The sequence below is a fragment of the Desulfitispora alkaliphila genome (assembly GCF_050433185.1).
Classification (GTDB): Bacteria; Bacillota; Desulfitisporia; order Desulfitisporales; family Desulfitisporaceae; genus Desulfitispora; species Desulfitispora alkaliphila.
Map to the genome: position 1 here is coordinate 13,735 of NZ_JBNPXS010000030.1, position 21,244 is coordinate 34,978.

The window sequence follows — 21,244 nt, forward strand, 5'->3', positions numbered from 1 at the left end:
TTTATAACACCTCTACTTTTCCGCCTGCAGCAGTGATCTTCTCTTCAGCTGCTTTACTGATACGGTGTGTCTTTACTGTCAAATTCTTCTCGAGATTGCCATCTCCTAGAATCTTAACTCCGTCTTTTACTGCTTTTATCAATCCGGCTTCCATCAATGCTTCTGGAGTAACTTCAGTTCCCGCTTCGAACTTGTTAAGCTCTTCTACGTTAACAATTGCAAACTCTTTTTTGAAGATATTTGTAAAGCCGCGCTTTGGAACCCTCTGCTGTAAAGGCATTTGACCACCTTCGAAGCCAGGTCTAACCCCACCACCAGAGCGAGATTTTTGACCGTTATGCCCTCGTCCCGCAGTCTTGCCAGCTCCAGAGGACATACCCCGTCCTTTTCTCCTTCGCTCCTTGCGGCTACCAGCGGCCGGTTGCAATTCGTGTAGCTTAGTCATTAATTACACCTCCTCTAGGTCAAGCTTATTAAGCTTCTATCTCTTCAACGTCTACTAAGTGTTTAACCTTGTTCACCATACCCCTAATTTGAGGCGTGTCATTGTGAACTACTGTGTAGTTAAGCTTGCGCAAACCCAAAGTCTTAACTGTCAGCTTTTGATCTTCTGGTTTTCCTATCGCACTTTTTACTAAAGTAACCTTTAGTTTATTTGCCATGAACAATACCTCCTACCCTAAAAGTTCTTCTACGCTTTTGCCTCTCAGCTTGGCAACTTTCTCAGCACTTTTTTGCTCAGCTAGGCCCTGCAGAGTGGCAGCAATCATGTTGTTTGGATTTTGTGAACCTAGGGATTTTGTAAGGATATCTCTAATACCAGCCAACTCAAGTACTGCTCTTACTGGTCCACCAGCAATAACACCAGTACCTTCAGCCGCAGGTTTCATGAATACCTTTCCAGCTCCGAACTTGCCCACGATTTGGTGAGGAATTGTAGTTCCCACTCTTGGAACAAAAATCAGGCTCTTCTTGGCATCGTCAATCCCTTTTCTGATTGCTTCTGGCACTTCATTGGCTTTACCTAGTCCTACTCCTACGTGGCCATTTCCGTCTCCCACAACCACTAAAGCACTAAAGCTAAATCTTCGTCCACCTTTTACAACCTTTGCTACCCTGCTAATGTTAACAACCTTTTCAGTCAGCTCTAACTGATTGGGATCTATTCTTTCAGCCATTAATTTCCCTCCTTTACAAAAACATTAAAATTCTAATCCAGCTTCTCTCGCTGCATCGGCTAGAGCGGCAACACGTCCATGATATATATAACCAGCTCTATCAAATACTACCTTTGTGCAGCCCTTTTCTTGCGCTCTTTTTGCAATTAGTTCGCCTACCATTTTAGCCGCTTCCGTGTTTCCACCGTTGCCCACTTTATCTTTAAGTTCAGGATCTAATGTAGATGCAGCAACTAATGTATTACCATTTTCATCATTTATAACTTGAGCGTAGATATTGTTTAAGCTCTTGTATACGTTTAGCCTTGGTCTTTCTGTTGTACCAACTAATTTATTACGCAAGCGCATGCGTTTTTTAGCTCTGTTAAGTTTTCTACTCTGACGCTTAATCAAGAGACTCACTCCTTTCCACTAAGACGATTACTTCTTAGCACCAGCCTTACCAACTTTACGGCGAATGCGTTCGTTTTCGTATTTAATTCCTTTGCCTTTGTAAGGTTCTGGCTCTCTCACAGATCTCACTTTCGCGGCAAATGCACCAACTTGCTCTTTATCGATACCCTTTACTATAACCTTAGTTGGAGCAGGAACCTCTATTTCTAGTCCATCAGCAGGAACTAATTCTACTGGATGAGAGTATCCAACAGTTAAAACTAGTTTATTCCCCTGCTTATTTGCTCTATAACCTACACCAACAAGCTCTAAGGATTTTTCAAATCCCTTTGTTACACCTTCAACCATGTTGCTAATTAGCGTTCTGCTAAGTCCATGAAGTGAACGGTGTAACTTGTTGTCTGACGGTCTGTTCACTGTTATTTCATTTTCCTGCAATACAAGTTCCATGTCTTTGTGGATTTCTCTTTCAAGTTGCCCTTTTGGTCCCTTTACTGTAACCTTTGAGCCGTCAACTTTTACTTCCACACCGTTTGGAATAGCTACAGGCAATTTTCCGATTCTAGACATCGTGACACCCCCTATGCAACTACTGCTGTTCTTTTTGTTTTATTTACCAGATATAGCAAAGTACTTCGCCGCCAAGTCCTTTTTGGCGAGCTTCTTTATCAGTCATTACACCTTGTGATGTGGAAATTATTGCAATTCCCAGTCCACCAAGTACACGCGGCAATTCATCTTTTTGAGCGTATACTCTCAGCCCTGGCTTGCTAATACGCTTTAAACCAGTAATGACTTTTTCCTTATTCTCTCCGTACTTAAGGTAAATACGAACTACGTTTTGCTTGTCATCTTCTATATACTCAAGGTCTTTAATAAAGCCTTCGCCTTTTAATATTTCTGCCATCGATTTTTTTACATTAGAGGCAGGAATTTCAACAGTACTTTTCATTACTGTATTGGCATTGCGGATCCTAGTCAAAAAGTCCGCTATTGGATCTGTCATAGTCATATTATATACCCCCTTCCTACTTAACCTCTTACCAGCTAGCTTTAGTTACGCCTGGAATTTCACCTTTATAGGCTAATTCACGGAAACAAATCCTACACATGCCGAACTTTCTCATATATGCGTGAGGACGTCCACAAACTTTGCATCTGTTATACGCTCGCACTGTGAACTTAGAATTCCGCTTTTGTTTAGCGATCATTGACTTTTTTGCCACGGCTAAACCTCCTTCTCTGTGGGTTTATTTACTGTTCCCTAAAAGGCATCCCCATAGATTTTAACAATTCTTTGGATTCTTCATCGGTATTTGCTGTGGTAACAAAGATGATATCCATACCTCTTGTTTTATCAACCTTATCGTATTCGATCTCTGGGAAAATCAGTTGTTCTTTGATACCTAATGTATAGTTCCCGCGTCCATCAAAGGCTTTTGGTGATACACCTCTAAAGTCTCTAACACGTGGTAGCGCCACATTAAACAACTTATCTACAAACTCATACATTCTTTCGCCTCTTAATGTTACTTTACACCCAAGTGGCATGCCATCTCTAATTTTGAAACCTGCAATTGAGTTTTTAGCTTTTGTAACTATGGGCTTTTGACCAGATATGGTAGCCAAGTCCTCTACTGCGCTGTCTAGTGCTTTAGAGTTACCTACAGCTTCTCCTACACCCATATTTATTACTACTTTATCTAGTTTAGGGATTTCCATAACGTTCTTGTATCCAAATTTCTCCATAATAGCTGGAGCTAATTCTTTTCTGTAAGTTTCCTTTAATCTTGCCATGTTAGAACCTCCTTTCCCAGTGGATTACTTATCTAGAGCTACTCCACATTTTTTGCATATGCGTACTGATTTGCCATCCTCTTTATTTTTGCCAACTCGTACTGCAGCTTTACACTTTGAGCAGTAAACCATAACGTTCGAGCTGTCAATCGGAGCCTCTTGATCTAATATTCCACCTTGAGGCATTGTCCGAGTAGGTTTAGTGTGTTTCTTAATAATGTTTACACCTTCCACGTACACTTTACCTGTTTTAGGAGATACTTCCGTTATCTTGCCTTTCTTACCGGCATCTTTACCAGCGATAACAACAACTTCATCGCCTTTTTTTAATTTTAATTTTTTAACCTTCGGTGCTGCCAAACCGCTTCACCTCCACTTGCTATTATTCAATGTTTTTGTCTTACAGTACTTCTGGTGCCAGGGAGACAATCTTCATATAGTTCTTATCTCTAAGTTCTCTGGCTACAGGTCCAAAGATCCGAGTTCCCCTGGGGTTTTTTTGATCATTTATGATAACTGCTGCGTTTTCGCTAAATTTAATGTAAGAACCGTCTTTTCTTCTAACTTCTTTTTGAGTTCTCACTATTACTGCTCTAACTACATCGCCTTTCTTGACAACGCCCCCTGGTGTTGCTTCCTTAACTGAAGCCACAATCACATCCCCTACTGAGGCGTACTTCCGCTTAGACCCACCTAAGACTTTGATACACATTAGCTTTTTCGCTCCTGTGTTATCTCCAACTTTTAATTGCGTTTGGGCTTGAATCATTTAAGATACCCCCTTTCAGTCTACACAAGTTACTTCGCTTCTTCTATAATATCCACAACTCGCCATCTCTTATCTTTGCTAAGAGGTCGAGTCTCAGTAATTCTTATAAAGTCACCATTTTTACACTTATTATCTTCATCATGAGCCTTATACTTCTTGCTCTTTTTAACAAATCTACCGTAAAGTGGATGTTTTTCCTTGGTCTCAACTAGTACTACAACTGTCTTATCCATTTTATCGCTAACCACTTTACCAGTTCTAGACTTACGATTTCCTCTTTCCGTCAAGGTCTTTGCCCTCCTTTGTCAGGATATATTAAAATTAGCTGCTCAATTCGCGTTGTCTTAAAATTGTCTTTGCACGGGCGATGCTCTTTTTGACTTCACGAATTCTCATTGGATTATCTAATTGACCAGTAGCTAACTGAAATCGCAGGTTAAACAATTCTTCTTTAAAGTCAGATACTTTTCTCTGTAGCTCCTCTGTAGTCAAATCTCTGATTTCTTTAGCTTTCATTCTCATCACCGCCCATTTCATCTCGTTTCACAAACTTAGTCTTGATTGGCAACTTATGAGCTGCAAGGCGGATTGCTTCTCTCGCCACTTCTTCGCTAACACCAGATATTTCAAACATTACTCTACCTGGTTTAACTACTGCCACCCAATATTCTGGTGACCCTTTACCACTACCCATTCTAGTCTCAGCTGGTTTAGCAGTAATTGGCTTGTCAGGAAATACTCTAATCCATACCTTACCGCCACGCTTCATATATCGAGTCATGGCAATACGCGCTGCTTCAATTTGCCTATTTGTGATCCAAGCAGGTTCTAGTGCCTGTAAACCAAATTCTCCAAAAGTTACCTTATTCCCCTTTAAGGCCTTACCGGTCATTCTACCGCGATGCTGCCTTCTATACTTTACCCGCTTTGGTACTAACATGACTATTTTCCTCCTTCCGCCGCAGAGGTGTTCTTAGCTTCTGGCAATACCTCTCCTTTGTATATCCATACCTTAACTCCAATTTTTCCGTATGTGGTATCTGCTTCTGCAAAACCGTAGTCGATATCTGCTCTTAGCGTGTGTAGAGGCACTTTGCCTTCACTGTACCACTCAGTTCTAGCCATTTCTGCTCCTGCTAGTCTTCCTGAACATGAAATTTTTATTCCTTCTGCGCCAAATCTCATTGTTCTAGATACTGATTGCTTCATAGCTCGTCTAAAAGCAACTCTTCTAACTAACTGAGCTGCGATGTTTTCAGCTACTAACTGAGCATCTAGTTCAGGTCTTTTTACTTCAACTATATTAACGTTTACTTTTTTATCAGTAATTTTCTCTAATTCTTTTCTAAGTGCATCAACCTCTGCGCCGCCACGACCAATCACAATACCTGGCTTTGCAGTGGAGATGGATACTTTTACTCTATTAGCTGCTCTTTCTATTTCAATATGGGAGATGCCTGCAGCAAAAAGTTTGTTCTTGATATACTTTCGCAGCTTTAGGTCTTCGTGCAGCAAATTATCGTAATCTTTGTCTGCATACCATTTGGCATCCCAGTCTTTAATTACCCCTATTCTCAATCCTTTGGGATGTACTTTTTGACCCACTACTTATCCCTCCTTTTTTTCACTTACTACCACAGTGATGTGACTCATTCTCTTTCTTATCAAATCTGCTCGACCCATTGCTCTAGGTCGGAACCTTTTCATTGTAGGACCTTCATCCACATATATAGAACTCACAACCAAGCTTTCTGAGTCCATTTCGAAGTTGTGCTCAGCATTAGCTACAGCCGATTTGAGTGCTTTTCCTATTGGCTCAGTAGCTCTGTTAGGTGTAAATTTTAATAGGGCATATGCTTCATTAATATTCTTGCCTCGGATAAGGTCTGCTACTTGTCTAGCTTTTCTCGGTGAAATACGAATGTATTTTGCAACCGCTTTAGCTTCCATGCTTTAACCCCCTCTCAAACTACAATTATTTCATTTTAGTCGAACGCTCGTTGTCTCCGTGACCACGATAGGTTCTTGTTGGGGAAAATTCACCCAGTTTATGACCAACCATATCTTCTGTTACATAGATAGGAACGTGTTTGCGACCGTCGTATACAGCAATTGTGTGTCCTACCATTTGGGGGAAGATTGTAGAGCTTCTCGACCAAGTCTTAATGACTCTCTTTTCGTTTTTCTCGTTCATTACTTCTATCTTCTTTAAAAGCTTCTCATCTGCGTAAGGTCCCTTTTTTAAGGATCTTCCCATTGTACAGCCTCCTTTCAACAAAACCGATTATTTTTTGCGTCTTCTAACAATCATGCTGTCTGATGGGTTCTTTTTCTTTCTCGTCTTAGCACCAAGTGCTGGTTTACCCCAGGGAGTTACAGGGTTACGTCCAATTGGTGAACGTCCTTCTCCACCACCGTGTGGATGGTCTGCTGGGTTCATAACTACACCACGTACAGAAGGTCTTTTTCCTAACCATCTGTTTCTTCCAGCTTTACCAATAGTAATGTTTTCATGATCTGCATTGCCCACCTGACCTACAGTTGCCTTGCATTCCATAAGGATAAGTCTCATTTCTGATGAAGGCATCCTTACGTGAGCATATTTTCCTTCTTTAGCCATCAGCTGTGCAGATGTTCCTGCAGATCTTACAAGCTGACCACCTTTACCCGGCTTCATTTCAATATTGTGAATGAATGTTCCCACCGGAATGTCTTTAATTTTCAATGCGTTACCTGGCTTGATATCCGCTTCAGGACCAGCTTCTACAACAGCACCCACTTTCAATCCCACTGGAGCTAAGATATATCTCTTCTCTCCATCAGCGTAGTGCAATAAAGCAATGTTTGCTGATCTGTTTGGATCATATTCAATAGAAGCAACCTTTGCTGGTACTCCTTCTTTATTTCGCTTGAAATCTATAATTCTGTACTGCCTCTTGTGTCCTCCACCTTGGTGACGCACTGACAGTCTACCTTGATTGTTTCGACCGCCTTTTTTGTTAAGTGGGGTCAACAGTGATTTTTCTGGTTTATCAGTAGTTATTTCCTCAAAAGTAGAAACAGTCATCTGTCTACGACCTGGTGAGGTTGGCTTAAACTTTTTAACTGCCATGCTCATTTCCCTCCTTTACTAATCAACTCTTACAGGCCTTCAAATACTTGGATTTGTTCGCCTTGTTTAAGTGTCACAATGGCCTTTTTTCGCTCTGGAGTTTTACCTTCGTAACGCCCCATACGCTTGACCTTACCCTTAACCATTGATGTTCTCACTTTTTCAACTTTCACATTGAAAATTTCCTCAATGGCCTTTTTGATTTGAATTTTGTTAGCTCTTTTATCTACAATAAAAGTGTATTTGTTTTCTTCCATCGAGTACATGGACTTCTCTGAAACAACAGGCTTAATAATAATATCTCGTGGATTTACCATTAGGCTAACACCTCCTCCACTTTTGCTACTGCATCTTTAGTAATCACTAGCTTATCGTGGTTCAAAATATCGTATACATTGATACCAGTAGCTTCTAGTGGTTTTACTCCTTCAATGTTTCTGGCTGACTTAACCACGTTTTCGTTTTTATCAGCAGTTACTACTAATGCTTTATTAGCATTCAAAGCCTTAAGTACTTTAACCATTTCTTTAGTCTTTGGCTCAGAAAAAGCTAACTCCTCAACTACTACAATTTCTCCAGCCTCTACTTTTGTGCTTAGCGCTGATTTAAGTGCCAATCTTCTCATTTTCTTTGGAAGTCTAAAGCTGTAGCTTCTTGGTTGAGGTCCAAAAACAATAGAACCACCTCTCCAAATTGGAGATCTTGTTGTACCTGCTCTTGCTCTACCGGTACCTTTTTGTCTAAAAGGCTTTCTACCGCCCCCGCGTACTTCACCTCTTGATTTTACGGAAGCCGTGCCTCTTCTCAAGCTCGCCAAGTACTGAACTACAGCCTTATGCATTACTGTTTCATTAACTTCGATTCCAAAAACTTCTTCTTTTAAATCTATCTCCCCTACCTGGCCACCTTCTGTGTTGTACATAGCTACTTTAGGCATGTGTTATTTCCTCCCTTCTCACAACAGGTGCACATTATGCTTTAACTGATTCTTTTAGCATAACAACGCTTTTGCGCGCTCCTGGAATAGCACCTTTTACTAGTATTAGATTGCGCTCAGTATCAACTTTTACAACTTGAAGATTCTGAACTGTAACTTGGTTTCCACCCATTCTTCCTGGAAGCTTTCTTCCTTTGAAAACTTTATTGATCCCAAGTGCTCCTAGAGATCCTGGTCCTCTATGGTAATGAGATCCGTGAGTCATAGGTCCTCTGCCAAAGCCGTGTCTTTTAATTGCTCCAGCAAATCCCTTTCCTCTTGTGATCCCTGTGATGTCAATCTTGTCTCCTTCAGCAAAAACATCTACTTTAATTTCTTGTCCTGCTTCATATTGATTGTCATCTTCAAGTCTAACTTCTTTTAAATATCTCAAAGGCTTAATTTTCGCCTTTTCAAAATGCCCTTTCATGGGCTTTGTGACTCTGTTTTCTTTTGCTGCTGTATAGCCAATTTGAATTGCATTGTAGCCGTCATTTTCCATTGTTTTGGATTGCACTACTGTACATGGCCCTGCTTCGATAACTGTTACAGGTAATAGCTGGCCGTCAGCGTCGAAAATCTGAGTCATTCCGATTTTCTTACCTAAAATCGCTTTTTTCATTTTTGCCACCTCCTAGGTTAGTAACTAGTGTCTTAAGCCACTACAGTTTTATTTCAATATCTACTCCAGCGGGTAAATCCAATCTCATCAGTGAATCAACCGTCTTAGGAGTAGGCTCTGTGATGTCTATAAGTCTCTTATGAGTTCTCATTTCAAATTGCTCTCTAGAGTCTTTGTACACGTGAGGTGATCTCAAAATAGTGTACACGCTTTTGTCTGTCGGTAATGGAATTGGTCCCGATACCGCCGCACCTGTCTTCTTTGCTGTTTCTACGATTTTTTCTGCTGATTGGTCTATTATTTTATGATCAAATGCCTTAAGTCTAATTCTAATTTTTTGTTTTGCCATAGCTTTCTTCCTCCCTTTCGCCCATTTTATTAAACGGACATTTCTCAGCGGAAATTACCTGACAACGCACTCCGGCGTATCTTATCCTTTTTTTCAGCAACCTTCCGCCTCATCGCAAATGTCAATAACATAAAAAATTTGAGGAGCGAGGGCCTAGTGGCCCCCACCTATCACTCCTCAGCTTTTGAAGCTTATTCGTTAATAGCAGTTACTACACCAGCACCTACTGTACGGCCACCCTCACGAATTGCAAATCTCAATCCTGTTTCAATTGCAATTGGTGTGATTAGTTCGATGTTCATCTTAACATTGTCTCCTGGCATTACCATTTCTACTCCGTCTTCTAGTGTAACTACTCCTGTTACGTCTGTTGTTCTGAAGTAGAACTGTGGTCTATACCCGTTGAAGAATGGAGTGTGTCGTCCACCCTCTTCTTTGCTCAGAATGTATACTTCTGCGCTGAACTTAGTGTGGGGCTTGATTGTTCCTGGCTTAGCTAGTACTTGACCTCTTTCGATGTCTTTTCTATCTACACCTCTAAGCAGGGCACCGATGTTGTCACCAGCTTCTGCTTGGTCTAGAAGCTTTCTGAACATCTCTACTCCTGTTACTATTGTCTTAGTAGTGTCTTTCATACCTACTATTTCAAGCTCGTCTCCTACTTTGATTACGCCTCGCTCTACTCTTCCTGTTGCCACTGTTCCACGTCCAGTAATACTGAATACGTCCTCTACTGGCATCAAGAATGGCTTGTCAGTGTCTCTTTCTGGTGTTGGTACGTAGGAATCTACTGCTGCCATCAATTCTAAAATCTTGTTAGCCCATTCTCCTTCGCCGCCTTCCTCAAGCGCTTTAAGAGCTGAACCTTTTACCACTGGAATGTCATCACCAGGGAATTCGTACTCGTTAAGTAGCTCTCTTACTTCCATCTCTACTAATTCCATTAATTCTTCATCGTCTACCATATCTTCTTTGTTTAGCCAAACAACGATGTTTGGTACACCTACCTGGCGAGCTAGTAGGATGTGCTCTCTTGTCTGAGGCATTGGACCATCAGCAGCACTTACTACTAGGATAGCTCCGTCCATCTGAGCAGCACCTGTAATCATGTTTTTAACGTAGTCAGCGTGACCTGGACAGTCTACGTGTGCGTAGTGTCTAGTCTCTGTCTCGTATTCAACGTGTGACGTTGAAATTGTAATTCCTCTTTCTTTTTCCTCTGGAGCGTTGTCAATTTGATCATATCCTGTCGCTGTAGCTCCACCAGCCTTTGCCAATGTAGTTGTAATGGCAGCTGTCAATGTAGTCTTACCATGGTCTACGTGACCAATTGTTCCAACGTTAACGTGGGGCTTATTTCTTTCAAACTTTGCTTTAGCCATCTGTTAATCATTCCTTTCTTTATAAAAAAGTTTTTATATTATTAACCATTTCTCTTTTCGATAATTTCTTCAGCAATGCTCTTTGGTACTTCTTCGTAGTGGTCATATTGCATTACATAGTTGCCTCGACCCTGAGTTTTTGATCTCAAGTCAGTGGCATAGCCAAACATTTCAGAAAGTGGGACATAGGATTTGATAACTTGAGCTCCTCCACGAGCCTCCATGCCTTCGACTCTACCTCTTCTAGAGTTCAAGTCTCCGATTACATCACCCATGTACTCCTCTGGAACTACTACTTCTACTTTCATAATTGGTTCTAAGATTACAGGCTTGGCCTTTTTAGATCCACTCTGGAACGCCATTGAACCGGCAATTTTAAACGCCATTTCCGAAGAGTCCACATCGTGGTATGACCCATCATAAAGAGTTGCTTTGATATCAATAGCTTCATAACCAGCTAGGATGCCATTTTGCATTGCCTCTTTAATCCCTGAGTCAACAGCTGGGACATACTCTCTAGGCACAACTCCACCCACAATTTTGTTTACAAATTCGTAACCAAATCCAGGCTCCATTGGCTCTAATTCTATCCAAACGTGACCGTACTGACCGCGACCACCAGATTGGCGTACAAACTTTCCTTCAACTTTAGCTGTTTCTCTAATTGTCTCTCTGTAAGCAACTTGTGGTTTACCTACGTTTCCATCAACTTTAAACTCTCTCAACAATCTATCCACAATAACCTCTAAGTGAAGTTCACCCATTCCCGCAATGATTGTTTGTCCAGTCTCTTCGTCGGTATGAACTCGGAATGTGGGATCTTCTTCAGCTAGCCTCTGTAAAGCTAAGCCCATTTTCTCTTGGTCCGCTTTAGTTTTAGGCTCAATAGCAACCGAGATAACAGGATCAGGGAATATCATGGTTTCAAGAATGATTGGATTCTTTTCATCACACAGGGTATCTCCCGTACTAGTATCCTTAAGTCCCACAGCAGCAGCTATATCACCACTATATACTTGACTGACCTCTTCACGAGTGTTGGCGTGCATCTGTAAGATACGGCCAATTCTCTCTTTTTTGCCTTTTGTGGAGTTGTATACATAAGAGCCTGAATTCAGGACTCCAGAGTAAACTCTAAAGAATGCTAATTTGCCCACATAAGGGTCAGCCATGATTTTAAATGCCAATGCTGAGAAAGGCTCATCATCACTAGACCTTCTCTTATCTTCCTCTTCAGTCTCAGGCTTAACACCCCTGATATCTGGCACGTCAGTTGGTGCAGGCATGTAATCTATTACAGCATCTAGTAGTGGTTGAACTCCTTTGTTCTTGAAGGATGACCCGCAAGCTACTGGAATAATATCTACGTTGATTGTAGCCTGTCTGATAGCCCCTTTGATTTCTTCAGTAGTAAGCTCTTCACCCTCTAAGTACTTCATCATAAGCTCTTCGTCAGTTTCAGCTATTGCTTCTAGCAACTTCTCTCTGTACTCAGCAGCTTGTTCTTTCAGTTCTTCTGGGATTTCTGTCTCATTACTGGTCTGACCTAAGTCATCAACATAAATAATTGCCTTGTTTTTTACTAAGTCTATTATCCCTTGGAAGTTTTCCTCTGAACCGATTGGGATTTGGATAGGTACAGGGTTTGCACCTAAACGATCCTTAATCATATCCACGCCTCTAAAGAAGTCTGCTCCCACTCTGTCCATCTTGTTAATATATGCAATACGGGGTACGCCGTACTTATCTGCTTGTCTCCAGACCGTTTCTGACTGAGGCTCAACTCCACCCACAGAACAGAAAACAGCTACTGAACCATCAAGTACACGTAGTGAACGTTCAACCTCAACTGTGAAGTCAACGTGTCCTGGCGTGTCAATTATGTTAACTCGATGGTCATTCCATTGACATGTAGTTGCTGCAGATGTAATGGTTATGCCTCTTTCTTGCTCTTGCTCCATCCAGTCCATCTGCGAAGCTCCCTCGTGGGTTTCGCCAATTTTGTGAATTCGACCAGTGTAAAACAAAATTCTCTCAGTAGTTGTTGTCTTACCTGCATCGATATGGGCCATAATACCAATGTTCCGAGTTTTTTCTAGCGAAAATTCTCTAGCCACTCTTTTTCCTCCTTTCCACTGACCTTGGCAAGCTATAAGTTAAGATTAGTTTACCATCGGTAGTGAGCAAATGCTTTGTTAGCCTCTGCCATTTTGTGTGTATCTTCTTTCTTCTTGATAGCGCCTCCGGTGTTGTTAGCTGCATCCATTAGCTCATTTGCAACGCGTTGGTCCATAGTCTTTTCTCCACGCTGTCTAGCATAGTTAGCTATCCATCTAATCGCCAAAGTTTGCCTTCTTTCTGGTCTAACTTCAACAGGCACCTGATAGTTTGCGCCACCCACACGACGTGCTTTAACTTCAAGTACAGGCATAACGTTTTTCATGGCTTGTTCGAAAACTTCCATAGGTTCGCTACCTGTCTTTTCTTTTATAAGTTCAAAAGCGCTATAGCAGATTTTTTCTGCTGTGCTTTTCTTGCCATCTAGCATGATTTGATTCATGAACTTAGTTACTACCACGCTGTTGTAAATTGGATCAGGTAATACTTGTCGTTTAGGTACGTTACCTCTTCTTGGCATTTATTTCCCCCCTTTTGCTGTATTTTGAACTGCTCCAGGTGCAGGCACCTGGAACTGCTGTTGGTTTTCACTCATCTATTTAGCTGCGTCTTTTGGCTTTTTTGTTCCATATTTTGAACGTCCCTGATTTCTATCTTGAACGCCAGATGTATCAAGGGCACCTCTGACAATATGGTATCTAACACCGGGTAAGTCCTTAACTCGGCCACCGCGAATAAGTACTACTGAGTGTTCCTGGAGGTTATGCCCGATACCAGGGATATACGCTGTTGCCTCAATACCATTAGTCAAGCGAACCCTCGCAACTTTCCTCAATGCAGAGTTTGGCTTTTTAGGTGTAGTTGTATACACTCTTGTGCAAACTCCTCTTTTTTGTGGTGCCTCCTTAAGTGCAGGAGAGTCCGACTTTTTTGTAATAACTTTTCTTCCCTTTTTGATCAGCTGATTAATTGTAGGCATTACTTGCACCTCCTTCCCATCTCAATCTCAATCTTTGATAACGGCCGCCGAAGCTGAACCTACCTCGATTCCACAGGCTTTTCCTAATTCTAGCATGGTAGATACTCTGGTTACTTCCACCCCTGTTTTCCGACATGCATCCACGAGTGGTTTTGTAACGTGGCCATCAGCATCCTCAGCCAGGTAGACCACCTGAGCCTCACCTGACTGAAGTGCTTTCATTGTCTGTTTAGTGCCAACTGTAATTTCACTGGCATTTTTTAATCTCTCAAGCATGATTTGCACCTCCAAATCACACACTTGTATATCTTAGCATTTTCGATCCTTTATGTCAATATTATTCTGTAGAAACCTCTTGCATTAGTTCACTGTCAACTGTTTCAACTGGTTCAGTTGGCTCTACAGAAATATTTCTGTACTTGTTCATGCCAGTACCAGCAGGAATCAACTTGCCGATAATCACATTTTCCTTCAGCCCTACAAGAGGATCTACCTTGCCTTTAATAGCAGCTTCGGTCAACACCCTTGTAGTCTCTTGGAATGAGGCCGCTGACAAGAATGAATCAGTAGCAAGTGACGCTTTAGTAATACCTAAGAGGACAGGTTTTGCTGTTGCTGGCTCTGCGCCTTCAGCTAGTACCTTTTTATTTACCTCTTCTAGTTCTAATACGTCAATCAAGCTCCCCGGTAGTAGCAACGTGTCACCATTTTCATCTACCTTAACCTTTCTCATCATCTGGCGCACCATTACCTCAATGTGCTTATCACTGATATCCACCCCTTGTAGCCGGTATACCCGCTGCACTTCTTTAAGCAGATATGTTTGGGCACCTCTGATACCCTTTACTTTTAACATATCATGGGGATTCACTGAGCCCTCAGTCATTTCATCTCCTGGAGCTACTCTATCTCCATCTCTTACCTTGAGTCTAGATCCATATGGGACTGCATAACTCTTGACGGTTTCTCCAGTTTGCAATTCAATCTCTCGTTTGTTTTTAGTTTCCAGTATTTTTACTATACCTTCATCTTCAGAGATAATTGCTTGACCTTTCGGCTTTCTAGCCTCAAATAACTCTTCAATCCTCGGTAAACCTTGGGTAATATCATCACCCGCTACACCACCAGTGTGGAACGTTCTCATAGTTAACTGAGTACCAGGTTCCCCAATTGATTGAGCAGCTATAATACCTACCGCTTCCCCAATGTCAACTTGTCGACCTGTGGCCAGGTTTCTACCATAACACCTACGACAAACTCCATGTCTTGTGCGACAAGTTAGAACTGAACGGATCTTCACTTTTTCTATTCCAACTTCAATGATTTCTGCTGCTTTAGGATCTGTAATCATCTCATCAGCTTGAACTAGCACTTCACCAGTTGTAGGATGCACTACATCCTCCATAGCATAACGTCCTTGAAGTCGCTCTTCTAGCTTTTCAATAATCTCAGTACCGTCTTTGATTTCTTCTACCTCTACTCCTTGCTCTGTACCACAATCATTTTCTCTTACAATAACGTCTTGTGCTACATCCACTAGTCTTCTTGTCAAATAACCTGAATCTGCTGTTCGCAGCGCCGTATCCGCTAGACCCTTTCTAGCACCGTGCGTTGAAATAAAGTACTCTAATACAGTCAGTCCTTCGCGGAAGTTAGCCTTAATTGGTAAGTCAATAATCTGTCCTGATGGATCTGCCATCAACCCTCTCATTCCGCCTAACTGTCTAATCTGCTGAATGTTACCCCGGGCACCTGAGTTAGCCATCATAAATACTGAATTGAACTTATCCAGGCCTTTCATCAATTTCTTTGTTATATCATCAGTAGCAGTATTCCAGATACCAATTACCTTTTGGTAACGCTCTTCCTCGGTAATCAAACCTCGTCTATACTGCTTTTCAATTTTTTCTACTACTTCATTTGCCTCTGCTAGAATTTCTTTCTTAGCATCTGGTATTACAATGTCCACAAGCCCGATAGTAATACCAGCTTGAGTCGAATAAGTAAATCCTAATTCTTTAATTCCATCGAGAACTTTGTGGGTTTCACTGCCCAGCATCTCATAACACTTGCCTATTATGACACCTAACTGCTTCTTCCCAACCTCTTCGTTGACATAGCCTAGTTCCTCAGGAAGTACACTGTTAAATACCATTCGCCCTACTGTTGTTTCTCGACGTTCACCTCGATGGCGCACTGTAATTCGTGCATGCATGTCAACTACACCACTTTTGTACGCTAAGAAAGCTTCATCGAAGTCTTTGAAAATTTTCCCTTCCCCTTTAGCGCCATCTCGCTCCAAAGTCAGGTAATAAGTTCCCAAAACCATATCCTGTGTAGGCGTTGTCACTGGTCGCCCATCTTTAGGATTTAGAATGTTATATGCTGATAGCATCATTATTCTTGCTTCCGCTTGCGCTTCAGCAGATAAAGGCACGTGTACTGCCATCTGGTCACCGTCAAAATCCGCATTATAAGCAGTACATACTAGAGGGTGGATCTGTAGCGCTCGACCTTCTACCAGTACTGGTTCAAAAGCTTGAATACCAAGTCTGTGCAAGGTAGGGGCCCGATTCAATAACACCGGATGCTCGCTAATTACTTCTTCTAAAACATCCCAGACCTCTGGCTTAACCCTTTCCACCATACGCTTTGCGCTTTTGATGTTATGTGCATAGTCTTCATCAACTAGTCGCTTCATTACAAAGGGTTTAAATAGCTCCAAGGCCATTTCCTTCGGTAAACCACATTGATGCATCTTCAATTCTGGACCTACAACAATTACAGAACGACCTGAGTAATCAACCCGCTTACCAAGTAAGTTCTGTCTAAAACGACCTTGCTTACCTTTGAGCATGTCACTAAGTGATTTAAGAGGTCTATTTCCTGGTCCTGTAACAGGTCTTCCACGACGACCGTTATCAATCAATGCGTCTACTGCCTCTTGGAGCATCCGCTTTTCATTTCTAACGATTATGTCAGGAGCTCCTAAATCTAATAGGCGCTTTAATCTATTGTTCCTGTTAATCACTCTTCGATAAAGATCGTTAAGGTCTGAAGTAGCAAACCTACCACCATCTAGCTGAACCATTGGTCTCAGCTCAGGTGGAATAACAGGAAGTACATCCATGATCATCCAGTCAGGTCTGTTGTTTGATAGCTTGAAAGCCTCAACCACTTCTAGTCTGCGGATAGCTCTCACTCTTCGCTGTCCACTAACTTCCTTCAATTCAGTTCTTAAATCGATAGTGAGCTCATCAAGATTTAACTCATCTAACAGATACTTTATCGCCTCTGCGCCCATACCCGCTTCAAAACTACTCCCGTGCTTATCTCTGTATTCTCTGTATTCTGCTTCAGTTAGTAGCTGCTTCTTCATCAACGGTGTATCACCGGGATCAAGCACTACATAGGATACAAAGTATAGCACTTTCTCCAATGAGCGCGGTGACATGTCCAAAATCAAGCCCATTCTACTGGGGATACCTTTAAAATACCAGATATGGGAAACCGGAGCTGCTAGCTCAATATGACCTAGCCTCTCCCTCCTCACTTTAGAACGGGTTACTTCTACTCCACAGCGATCACAGACAATACCCTTATACCTAACTCGTTTGTACTTACCACAATGACATTCCCAGTCACGGGTTGGACCGAAGATCTTTTCACAAAACAATCCCTCTCGCTCAGGCTTTAAGGTCCTGTAATTTATTGTCTCAGGTTTTTTTACTTCTCCACTGGACCAAGCTCTTATTTGCTCTGGAGACGCTAATCCAATTTTAATGCGTTCGAAATTATTTACATCGATCAAGGGTCTCTCCCCCTTCTCTTTTTTTATAATTCTCTCTACTCATTCTTATCATCGCTCTCATCGTCCAAATCGATTACTTGGGATAGTGCGTCTTCGCTAAAAGTAGTTATATCCTCATCTTCCTCTTCTTCGGCTTCTTCAGGCTTTTTGGCTTCAGGCTTCTCTTTTGTTTCACCCTCAATCTCAAGGCCTAACTCTTTAGCAGTCTCGTTAACATCTTCTTCTTCTTCTCGTATTTCTATCTCTTCGTCCTCACCAGATAGAACTTTTACATCAAGTCCCAAGCTTTGAAGCTCTTTTATAAGTACTTTGAATGATTCAGGCACACCTGGTTCTGGCACATTCTCGCCTTTAACTATGGCTTCATATGTTTTAACCCGTCCGACTACATCATCGGATTTAACTGTCAGAATCTCCTGTAGCGTATAAGCCGCCCCATATGCCTCTAGGGCCCAAACCTCCATCTCACCAAAACGCTGTCCACCAAATTGCGCCTTACCACCTAATGGTTGTTGTGTCACTAGAGAGTATGGTCCTGTGGAACGTGCGTGAATTTTGTCATCTACTAAGTGAGCTAGCTTAAGCATATACATATATCCCACTGTAACTTCTCTATCAAATTCTTCTCCTGTTCGGCCATCCACAAGCTTAGTCTTGGCACTGGCCGGCAATTTAGCCTTTTCTAGGGTCTCAAAAATTTCACCCTCGCTTGCACCGTCAAATACCGGGGTAGCTATTCTAATTCCCAAGGCCTTGGCAGCCATACCCAAATGTGTTTCCATCACCTGTCCAATATTCATACGAGATGGTACACCTAGTGGGTTTAATACAATTTCTACCGGGGTTCCATCTGGCAAAAATGGCATATCCTCTTCTGGTAAGATTCGCGAAATTACACCCTTATTACCATGTCTTCCCGCCATTTTATCCCCTTCGGATATTTTTCGCTTTTGGGCAATGTATACTCGCACTAATTGATTTACACCTGGCGCAAGTTCGTCACCATTTTCTCTAGAAAAGACTTTCACATCTACGATTTTACCAGCTTCACCATGTGGTACTCTTAGAGATGTGTCTCTAACTTCTCTCGCCTTTTCACCAAAAATAGCTCTCAGAAGTCTCTCCTCAGCAGTTAGCTCAGTTTCTCCTTTTGGAGTAACTTTACCCACTAGGATATCTCCAGGTCTTACTTCTGCTCCAACCCTAATAATACCCCTATCATCCAAATCCTTTAGAACTTCTTCTCCTACATTCGGTATATCTCTAGTTATTTCTTCAGGTCCTAGCTTAGTGTCTCTTGCATCAGCTTCGTATTCTTCTATGTGGATGGATGTAAAGTAATCTTCTTTAACTAGTTTTTCACTTACTAAGATGGCATCCTCATAGTTATAGCCTTCCCAGGTCATAAACGCTATGAGAATATTGCGCCCTAAAGCCAATTCACCTTGGTCGGTTGAAGGTCCATCTGCAATTACATCTCCCGCTTTAACCTCTTGTCCAATCTGGACAATGGGTTTCTGATTAAAGCATGTACCCTGGTTCGACCTAGTAAATTTCATTAACTTGTACTTATCTATTTGATTATTATTAGTCTTTATTAAAATTTCGTCTCCCGAAGCTCGATGTACCACTCCATCGTTTTTCGCCAGTATAACTACCCCTGAGTCTCGAGCACACTTATATTCCATCCCTGTACCCACATATGGGGAGTCTGTTTTTAGCAATGGTACTGCCTGTCGCTGCATGTTAGCACCCATAAGTGCTCTGTTGGCGTCATCGTGTTCCAGGAATGGTATTAGTGCTGTAGCCACACTGACCACCTGTTTCGGCGATACATCCATGTAGTCAAGCTTCTCCACAGCCACCTCTAAGGTTTCGTGTCCATATCTGGCATTAACCTTTTCTGAAGTAAAGTGTCCCTCTTCATCTAAAGGTGCATTAGCCTGAGCAATAACGTACTTATCCTCTTCATCTGCAGACAGGTACTCGATATCACTAGTAGCCCTTCCATTCTCCTTATCAACTTTTCTATATGGAGTCTCAATAAATCCAAATTCATTAATTCGCCCATATGTACTTAGAGAACCAATAAGTCCAATATTCGGACCCTCAGGAGTCTCAATTGGACACATCCGACCGTAGTGAGAATGGTGTACGTCTCGAACTTCGAAACCTGCCCGTTCTCTACTGAGTCCACCAGGTCCTAGCGCACTTAAACGGCGCTTGTGAGTCAACTCTGCCAGTGGGTTGGTTTGGTCCATAAACTGTGACAATTGACTGCTACCAAAAAACTCTTTAATAGAAGCTACTACTGGTCTAATATTTATTAGCACTTGTGGTGTGATTATGTCCACATCTTGAATGGTCATTCTTTCTCTGACTACTCGCTCCATTCGAGATAAACCGATTCTAAACTGATTTTGTAGTAATTCTCCAACTGAACGCAACCTTCTATTACCTAAGTGGTCTATGTCATCCACAGGAGTCTTCCCGTCTATTAGCAACAAGAAGTGCTTTACTGAAGCTATAATATCTTCTTTAGTTAGGTTTTTAGTTTTTAGATCCGTGTCTACTTCAAGCTTTCTATTTAATTTATATCTACCTACGTGAGCCAAATCATACCTTTTTGGATCGAAAAATAGCGACTCTATCAAGGACTTGGCGCTCTCAAGCGTAGGAGGTTCTCCCGGCCGCAGCCTCTTGTATATTTCTACCAACGCCTCATCTTCAGAATCTGTGTTATCTTTTTCTAGCGTCAACTGAATTGACTCATGTTGGTCGTATAAGTCCAGAATTTCAGTATCACTACTATAGCCCATAGCCCTTACCAGCACTGTGGCAGGTAATTTTCTAGTTCTGTCTACCCTAACAAATAAGTTTTGATTTGCATCGGTTTCAAACTCTAGCCATGCTCCTCGGTTAGGAATAATTGTGGCTCCATAAACTTTAATCCCTGCTTGATCTATCTGTTCACTAAAATACACCCCAGGCGATCGTACAAGTTGGCTCACAATAACTCTTTCTGCACCGTTAATAATAAATGTTCCTTTATCCGTCATCAGAGGGAAGTCTCCCATAAACACTTCCTGTTCTTTTACTTCCCCTGTTTCTTTGTTAATAAGTCGCACCTTTACTCTTAGCGGAGCCGCATATGTAACATCTCTTTCCTTGCACTCGTCTACTTCATATTTGGGGTCGCCCAAGGAGTAATCTACAAATTCAAGCACTAGATTACCTGTAAAATCTTGAATTGGAGAAATATCACTAAACATCTCTCGCAAACCCACATCCAAAAACCATTCGTAGGACTTTTGTTGGATTTCGATTAGGTTAGGCATCTCTAACACTTCTTTAATTTTGCCGTAATTCCATCTCTCCCTATTGCCTACCTTCATAGCATAGACCATATGAATACTTCACCCCTTAACACATTGTTATCTATATAAACCCAAACAGTTAAAAGCAAGGTCTATTTTATAAACCTCGCTTGTATCTGATTGAGAACAGCACACACCATGATATATAGTTTTCCCAATTGTAATGTGTATTTATTCTAAACATAGTCGATCATTACCTTAAATATTGACATTTTATAATATTAGCATAGTTTGTAAAACTTGTCAAGGAAAAACCTTCATGAATATAACGTTTAGGATTTCTGATTGCATCGAGTAGGAGGTAGATAATTATTTTATCTACCGTCCTCTCACACCACCAAGCATACCGTTCGGTACTTGGCGGTTCATTAAGTTAATTGC

At 41.6% G+C, this 21,244-nt stretch carries 28 protein-coding genes; all 28 read right to left on the reverse strand.

Annotated features, from left to right (window positions below; translation table 11 throughout):
• Nucleotide 1 precedes the first annotated feature (1 nt).
• A complete protein-coding gene (rplO, locus tag GGQ84_RS10975; RefSeq protein WP_429162587.1) occupies nucleotides 2-445 on the reverse strand; it encodes a 50S ribosomal protein L15 in 444 nt (147 codons plus the stop codon).
• A 28-nt stretch (nucleotides 446-473) separates the two neighbouring features.
• Nucleotides 474-662, reverse strand: coding sequence for a 50S ribosomal protein L30 (rpmD, locus tag GGQ84_RS10980; protein WP_429162589.1), 189 nt, complete (start codon nucleotides 660-662; stop codon nucleotides 474-476).
• 12 nt (nucleotides 663-674) lie between these two features.
• A complete protein-coding gene (rpsE, locus tag GGQ84_RS10985; protein ID WP_429162591.1) occupies nucleotides 675-1,178 on the reverse strand; it encodes a 30S ribosomal protein S5 in 504 nt (167 codons plus the stop codon).
• A gap of 24 nt (nucleotides 1,179-1,202) precedes the next feature.
• Complete coding sequence (gene rplR, locus GGQ84_RS10990; RefSeq protein WP_429162593.1) at nucleotides 1,203-1,571, reverse strand: 50S ribosomal protein L18; 369 nt, start codon at nucleotides 1,569-1,571, stop codon at nucleotides 1,203-1,205.
• A gap of 27 nt (nucleotides 1,572-1,598) precedes the next feature.
• On the reverse strand, nucleotides 1,599-2,141 hold the full coding sequence (gene rplF / locus GGQ84_RS10995; protein ID WP_429162594.1) for a 50S ribosomal protein L6: 543 nt from the start codon (nucleotides 2,139-2,141) through the stop codon (nucleotides 1,599-1,601).
• Between the two features lie 43 nt (nucleotides 2,142-2,184).
• Nucleotides 2,185-2,583: a 30S ribosomal protein S8 gene (gene rpsH / locus GGQ84_RS11000; protein ID WP_429162596.1), complete on the reverse strand. Its 399-nt coding sequence runs from the start codon at nucleotides 2,581-2,583 to the stop codon at nucleotides 2,185-2,187.
• A 28-nt stretch (nucleotides 2,584-2,611) separates the two neighbouring features.
• Nucleotides 2,612-2,797, reverse strand: coding sequence for a type Z 30S ribosomal protein S14 (locus tag GGQ84_RS11005; RefSeq protein WP_429162598.1), 186 nt, complete (start codon nucleotides 2,795-2,797; stop codon nucleotides 2,612-2,614).
• Nucleotides 2,798-2,825: 28 nt separating this feature from the next.
• A complete protein-coding gene (gene rplE / locus GGQ84_RS11010; protein ID WP_429162600.1) occupies nucleotides 2,826-3,368 on the reverse strand; it encodes a 50S ribosomal protein L5 in 543 nt (180 codons plus the stop codon).
• Between the two features lie 24 nt (nucleotides 3,369-3,392).
• Nucleotides 3,393-3,728 (reverse strand): 50S ribosomal protein L24, encoded by a 336-nt coding sequence (rplX, locus tag GGQ84_RS11015; protein WP_429162602.1) that lies wholly within the window; start codon nucleotides 3,726-3,728, stop codon nucleotides 3,393-3,395.
• Nucleotides 3,729-3,768: 40 nt separating this feature from the next.
• Nucleotides 3,769-4,137 (reverse strand): 50S ribosomal protein L14, encoded by a 369-nt coding sequence (gene rplN / locus GGQ84_RS11020; protein ID WP_429162604.1) that lies wholly within the window; start codon nucleotides 4,135-4,137, stop codon nucleotides 3,769-3,771.
• 29 nt (nucleotides 4,138-4,166) lie between these two features.
• Nucleotides 4,167-4,424 (reverse strand): 30S ribosomal protein S17, encoded by a 258-nt coding sequence (gene rpsQ / locus GGQ84_RS11025; protein ID WP_429162606.1) that lies wholly within the window; start codon nucleotides 4,422-4,424, stop codon nucleotides 4,167-4,169.
• A 34-nt stretch (nucleotides 4,425-4,458) separates the two neighbouring features.
• Nucleotides 4,459-4,653 (reverse strand): 50S ribosomal protein L29, encoded by a 195-nt coding sequence (gene rpmC / locus GGQ84_RS11030; RefSeq protein WP_429162608.1) that lies wholly within the window; start codon nucleotides 4,651-4,653, stop codon nucleotides 4,459-4,461.
• A complete protein-coding gene (rplP, locus tag GGQ84_RS11035; RefSeq protein ID WP_429162610.1) occupies nucleotides 4,643-5,077 on the reverse strand; it encodes a 50S ribosomal protein L16 in 435 nt (144 codons plus the stop codon). Before rplP ends, rpmC begins: the two co-directional genes overlap by 11 nt.
• A 2-nt stretch (nucleotides 5,078-5,079) precedes the next feature.
• Nucleotides 5,080-5,742: a 30S ribosomal protein S3 gene (gene rpsC, locus GGQ84_RS11040; protein ID WP_429162612.1), complete on the reverse strand. Its 663-nt coding sequence runs from the start codon at nucleotides 5,740-5,742 to the stop codon at nucleotides 5,080-5,082.
• A 3-nt stretch (nucleotides 5,743-5,745) separates the two neighbouring features.
• Nucleotides 5,746-6,087, reverse strand: coding sequence for a 50S ribosomal protein L22 (gene rplV / locus GGQ84_RS11045; protein WP_429162614.1), 342 nt, complete (start codon nucleotides 6,085-6,087; stop codon nucleotides 5,746-5,748).
• Between the two features lie 25 nt (nucleotides 6,088-6,112).
• Complete coding sequence (gene rpsS / locus GGQ84_RS11050) at nucleotides 6,113-6,394, reverse strand: 30S ribosomal protein S19 (RefSeq protein WP_429162616.1); 282 nt, start codon at nucleotides 6,392-6,394, stop codon at nucleotides 6,113-6,115.
• 27 nt (nucleotides 6,395-6,421) lie between these two features.
• Nucleotides 6,422-7,249, reverse strand: a complete 828-nt coding sequence (rplB, locus tag GGQ84_RS11055; RefSeq protein ID WP_429162618.1) for a 50S ribosomal protein L2 — start codon at nucleotides 7,247-7,249, stop codon at nucleotides 6,422-6,424.
• Between the two features lie 29 nt (nucleotides 7,250-7,278).
• Nucleotides 7,279-7,566, reverse strand: coding sequence for a 50S ribosomal protein L23 (gene rplW / locus GGQ84_RS11060; RefSeq protein WP_429162620.1), 288 nt, complete (start codon nucleotides 7,564-7,566; stop codon nucleotides 7,279-7,281).
• Complete coding sequence (gene rplD / locus GGQ84_RS11065; RefSeq protein ID WP_429162622.1) at nucleotides 7,566-8,186, reverse strand: 50S ribosomal protein L4; 621 nt, start codon at nucleotides 8,184-8,186, stop codon at nucleotides 7,566-7,568. Before rplD ends, rplW begins: the two co-directional genes overlap by 1 nt.
• Before the next feature lie 34 nt (nucleotides 8,187-8,220).
• Entirely contained in the window at nucleotides 8,221-8,847 is a 627-nt protein-coding gene (rplC, locus tag GGQ84_RS11070) for a 50S ribosomal protein L3 (protein WP_429162624.1), read from the reverse strand.
• A gap of 40 nt (nucleotides 8,848-8,887) precedes the next feature.
• The gene (gene rpsJ / locus GGQ84_RS11075) at nucleotides 8,888-9,196 is read right to left on the reverse strand and encodes a 30S ribosomal protein S10 (protein ID WP_429162625.1); all 309 of its coding nucleotides are present in this window, start codon (nucleotides 9,194-9,196) and stop codon (nucleotides 8,888-8,890) included.
• Between the two features lie 191 nt (nucleotides 9,197-9,387).
• Nucleotides 9,388-10,578, reverse strand: a complete 1,191-nt coding sequence (gene tuf / locus GGQ84_RS11080; RefSeq protein WP_429162627.1) for an elongation factor Tu — start codon at nucleotides 10,576-10,578, stop codon at nucleotides 9,388-9,390.
• 41 nt (nucleotides 10,579-10,619) lie between these two features.
• Nucleotides 10,620-12,695 (reverse strand): elongation factor G, encoded by a 2,076-nt coding sequence (gene fusA / locus GGQ84_RS11085; RefSeq protein ID WP_429162629.1) that lies wholly within the window; start codon nucleotides 12,693-12,695, stop codon nucleotides 10,620-10,622.
• Nucleotides 12,696-12,745: 50 nt separating this feature from the next.
• On the reverse strand, nucleotides 12,746-13,216 hold the full coding sequence (rpsG, locus tag GGQ84_RS11090) for a 30S ribosomal protein S7 (protein ID WP_429162631.1): 471 nt from the start codon (nucleotides 13,214-13,216) through the stop codon (nucleotides 12,746-12,748).
• A gap of 75 nt (nucleotides 13,217-13,291) precedes the next feature.
• Nucleotides 13,292-13,675: a 30S ribosomal protein S12 gene (gene rpsL, locus GGQ84_RS11095; protein WP_429162633.1), complete on the reverse strand. Its 384-nt coding sequence runs from the start codon at nucleotides 13,673-13,675 to the stop codon at nucleotides 13,292-13,294.
• Nucleotides 13,676-13,702: 27 nt separating this feature from the next.
• The gene (locus GGQ84_RS11100) at nucleotides 13,703-13,951 is read right to left on the reverse strand and encodes a L7Ae/L30e/S12e/Gadd45 family ribosomal protein (RefSeq protein WP_429162635.1); all 249 of its coding nucleotides are present in this window, start codon (nucleotides 13,949-13,951) and stop codon (nucleotides 13,703-13,705) included.
• Between the two features lie 61 nt (nucleotides 13,952-14,012).
• Nucleotides 14,013-17,486 carry a DNA-directed RNA polymerase subunit beta' gene (rpoC, locus tag GGQ84_RS11105; RefSeq protein ID WP_429162636.1) on the reverse strand — a complete coding sequence of 1,158 codons (3,474 nt, stop codon included), beginning with the start codon at nucleotides 17,484-17,486 and terminating at the stop codon, nucleotides 14,013-14,015.
• A 35-nt stretch (nucleotides 17,487-17,521) separates the two neighbouring features.
• The gene (gene rpoB / locus GGQ84_RS11110; RefSeq protein WP_429162638.1) at nucleotides 17,522-20,893 is read right to left on the reverse strand and encodes a DNA-directed RNA polymerase subunit beta; all 3,372 of its coding nucleotides are present in this window, start codon (nucleotides 20,891-20,893) and stop codon (nucleotides 17,522-17,524) included.
• Nucleotides 20,894-21,244 lie beyond the last annotated feature (351 nt).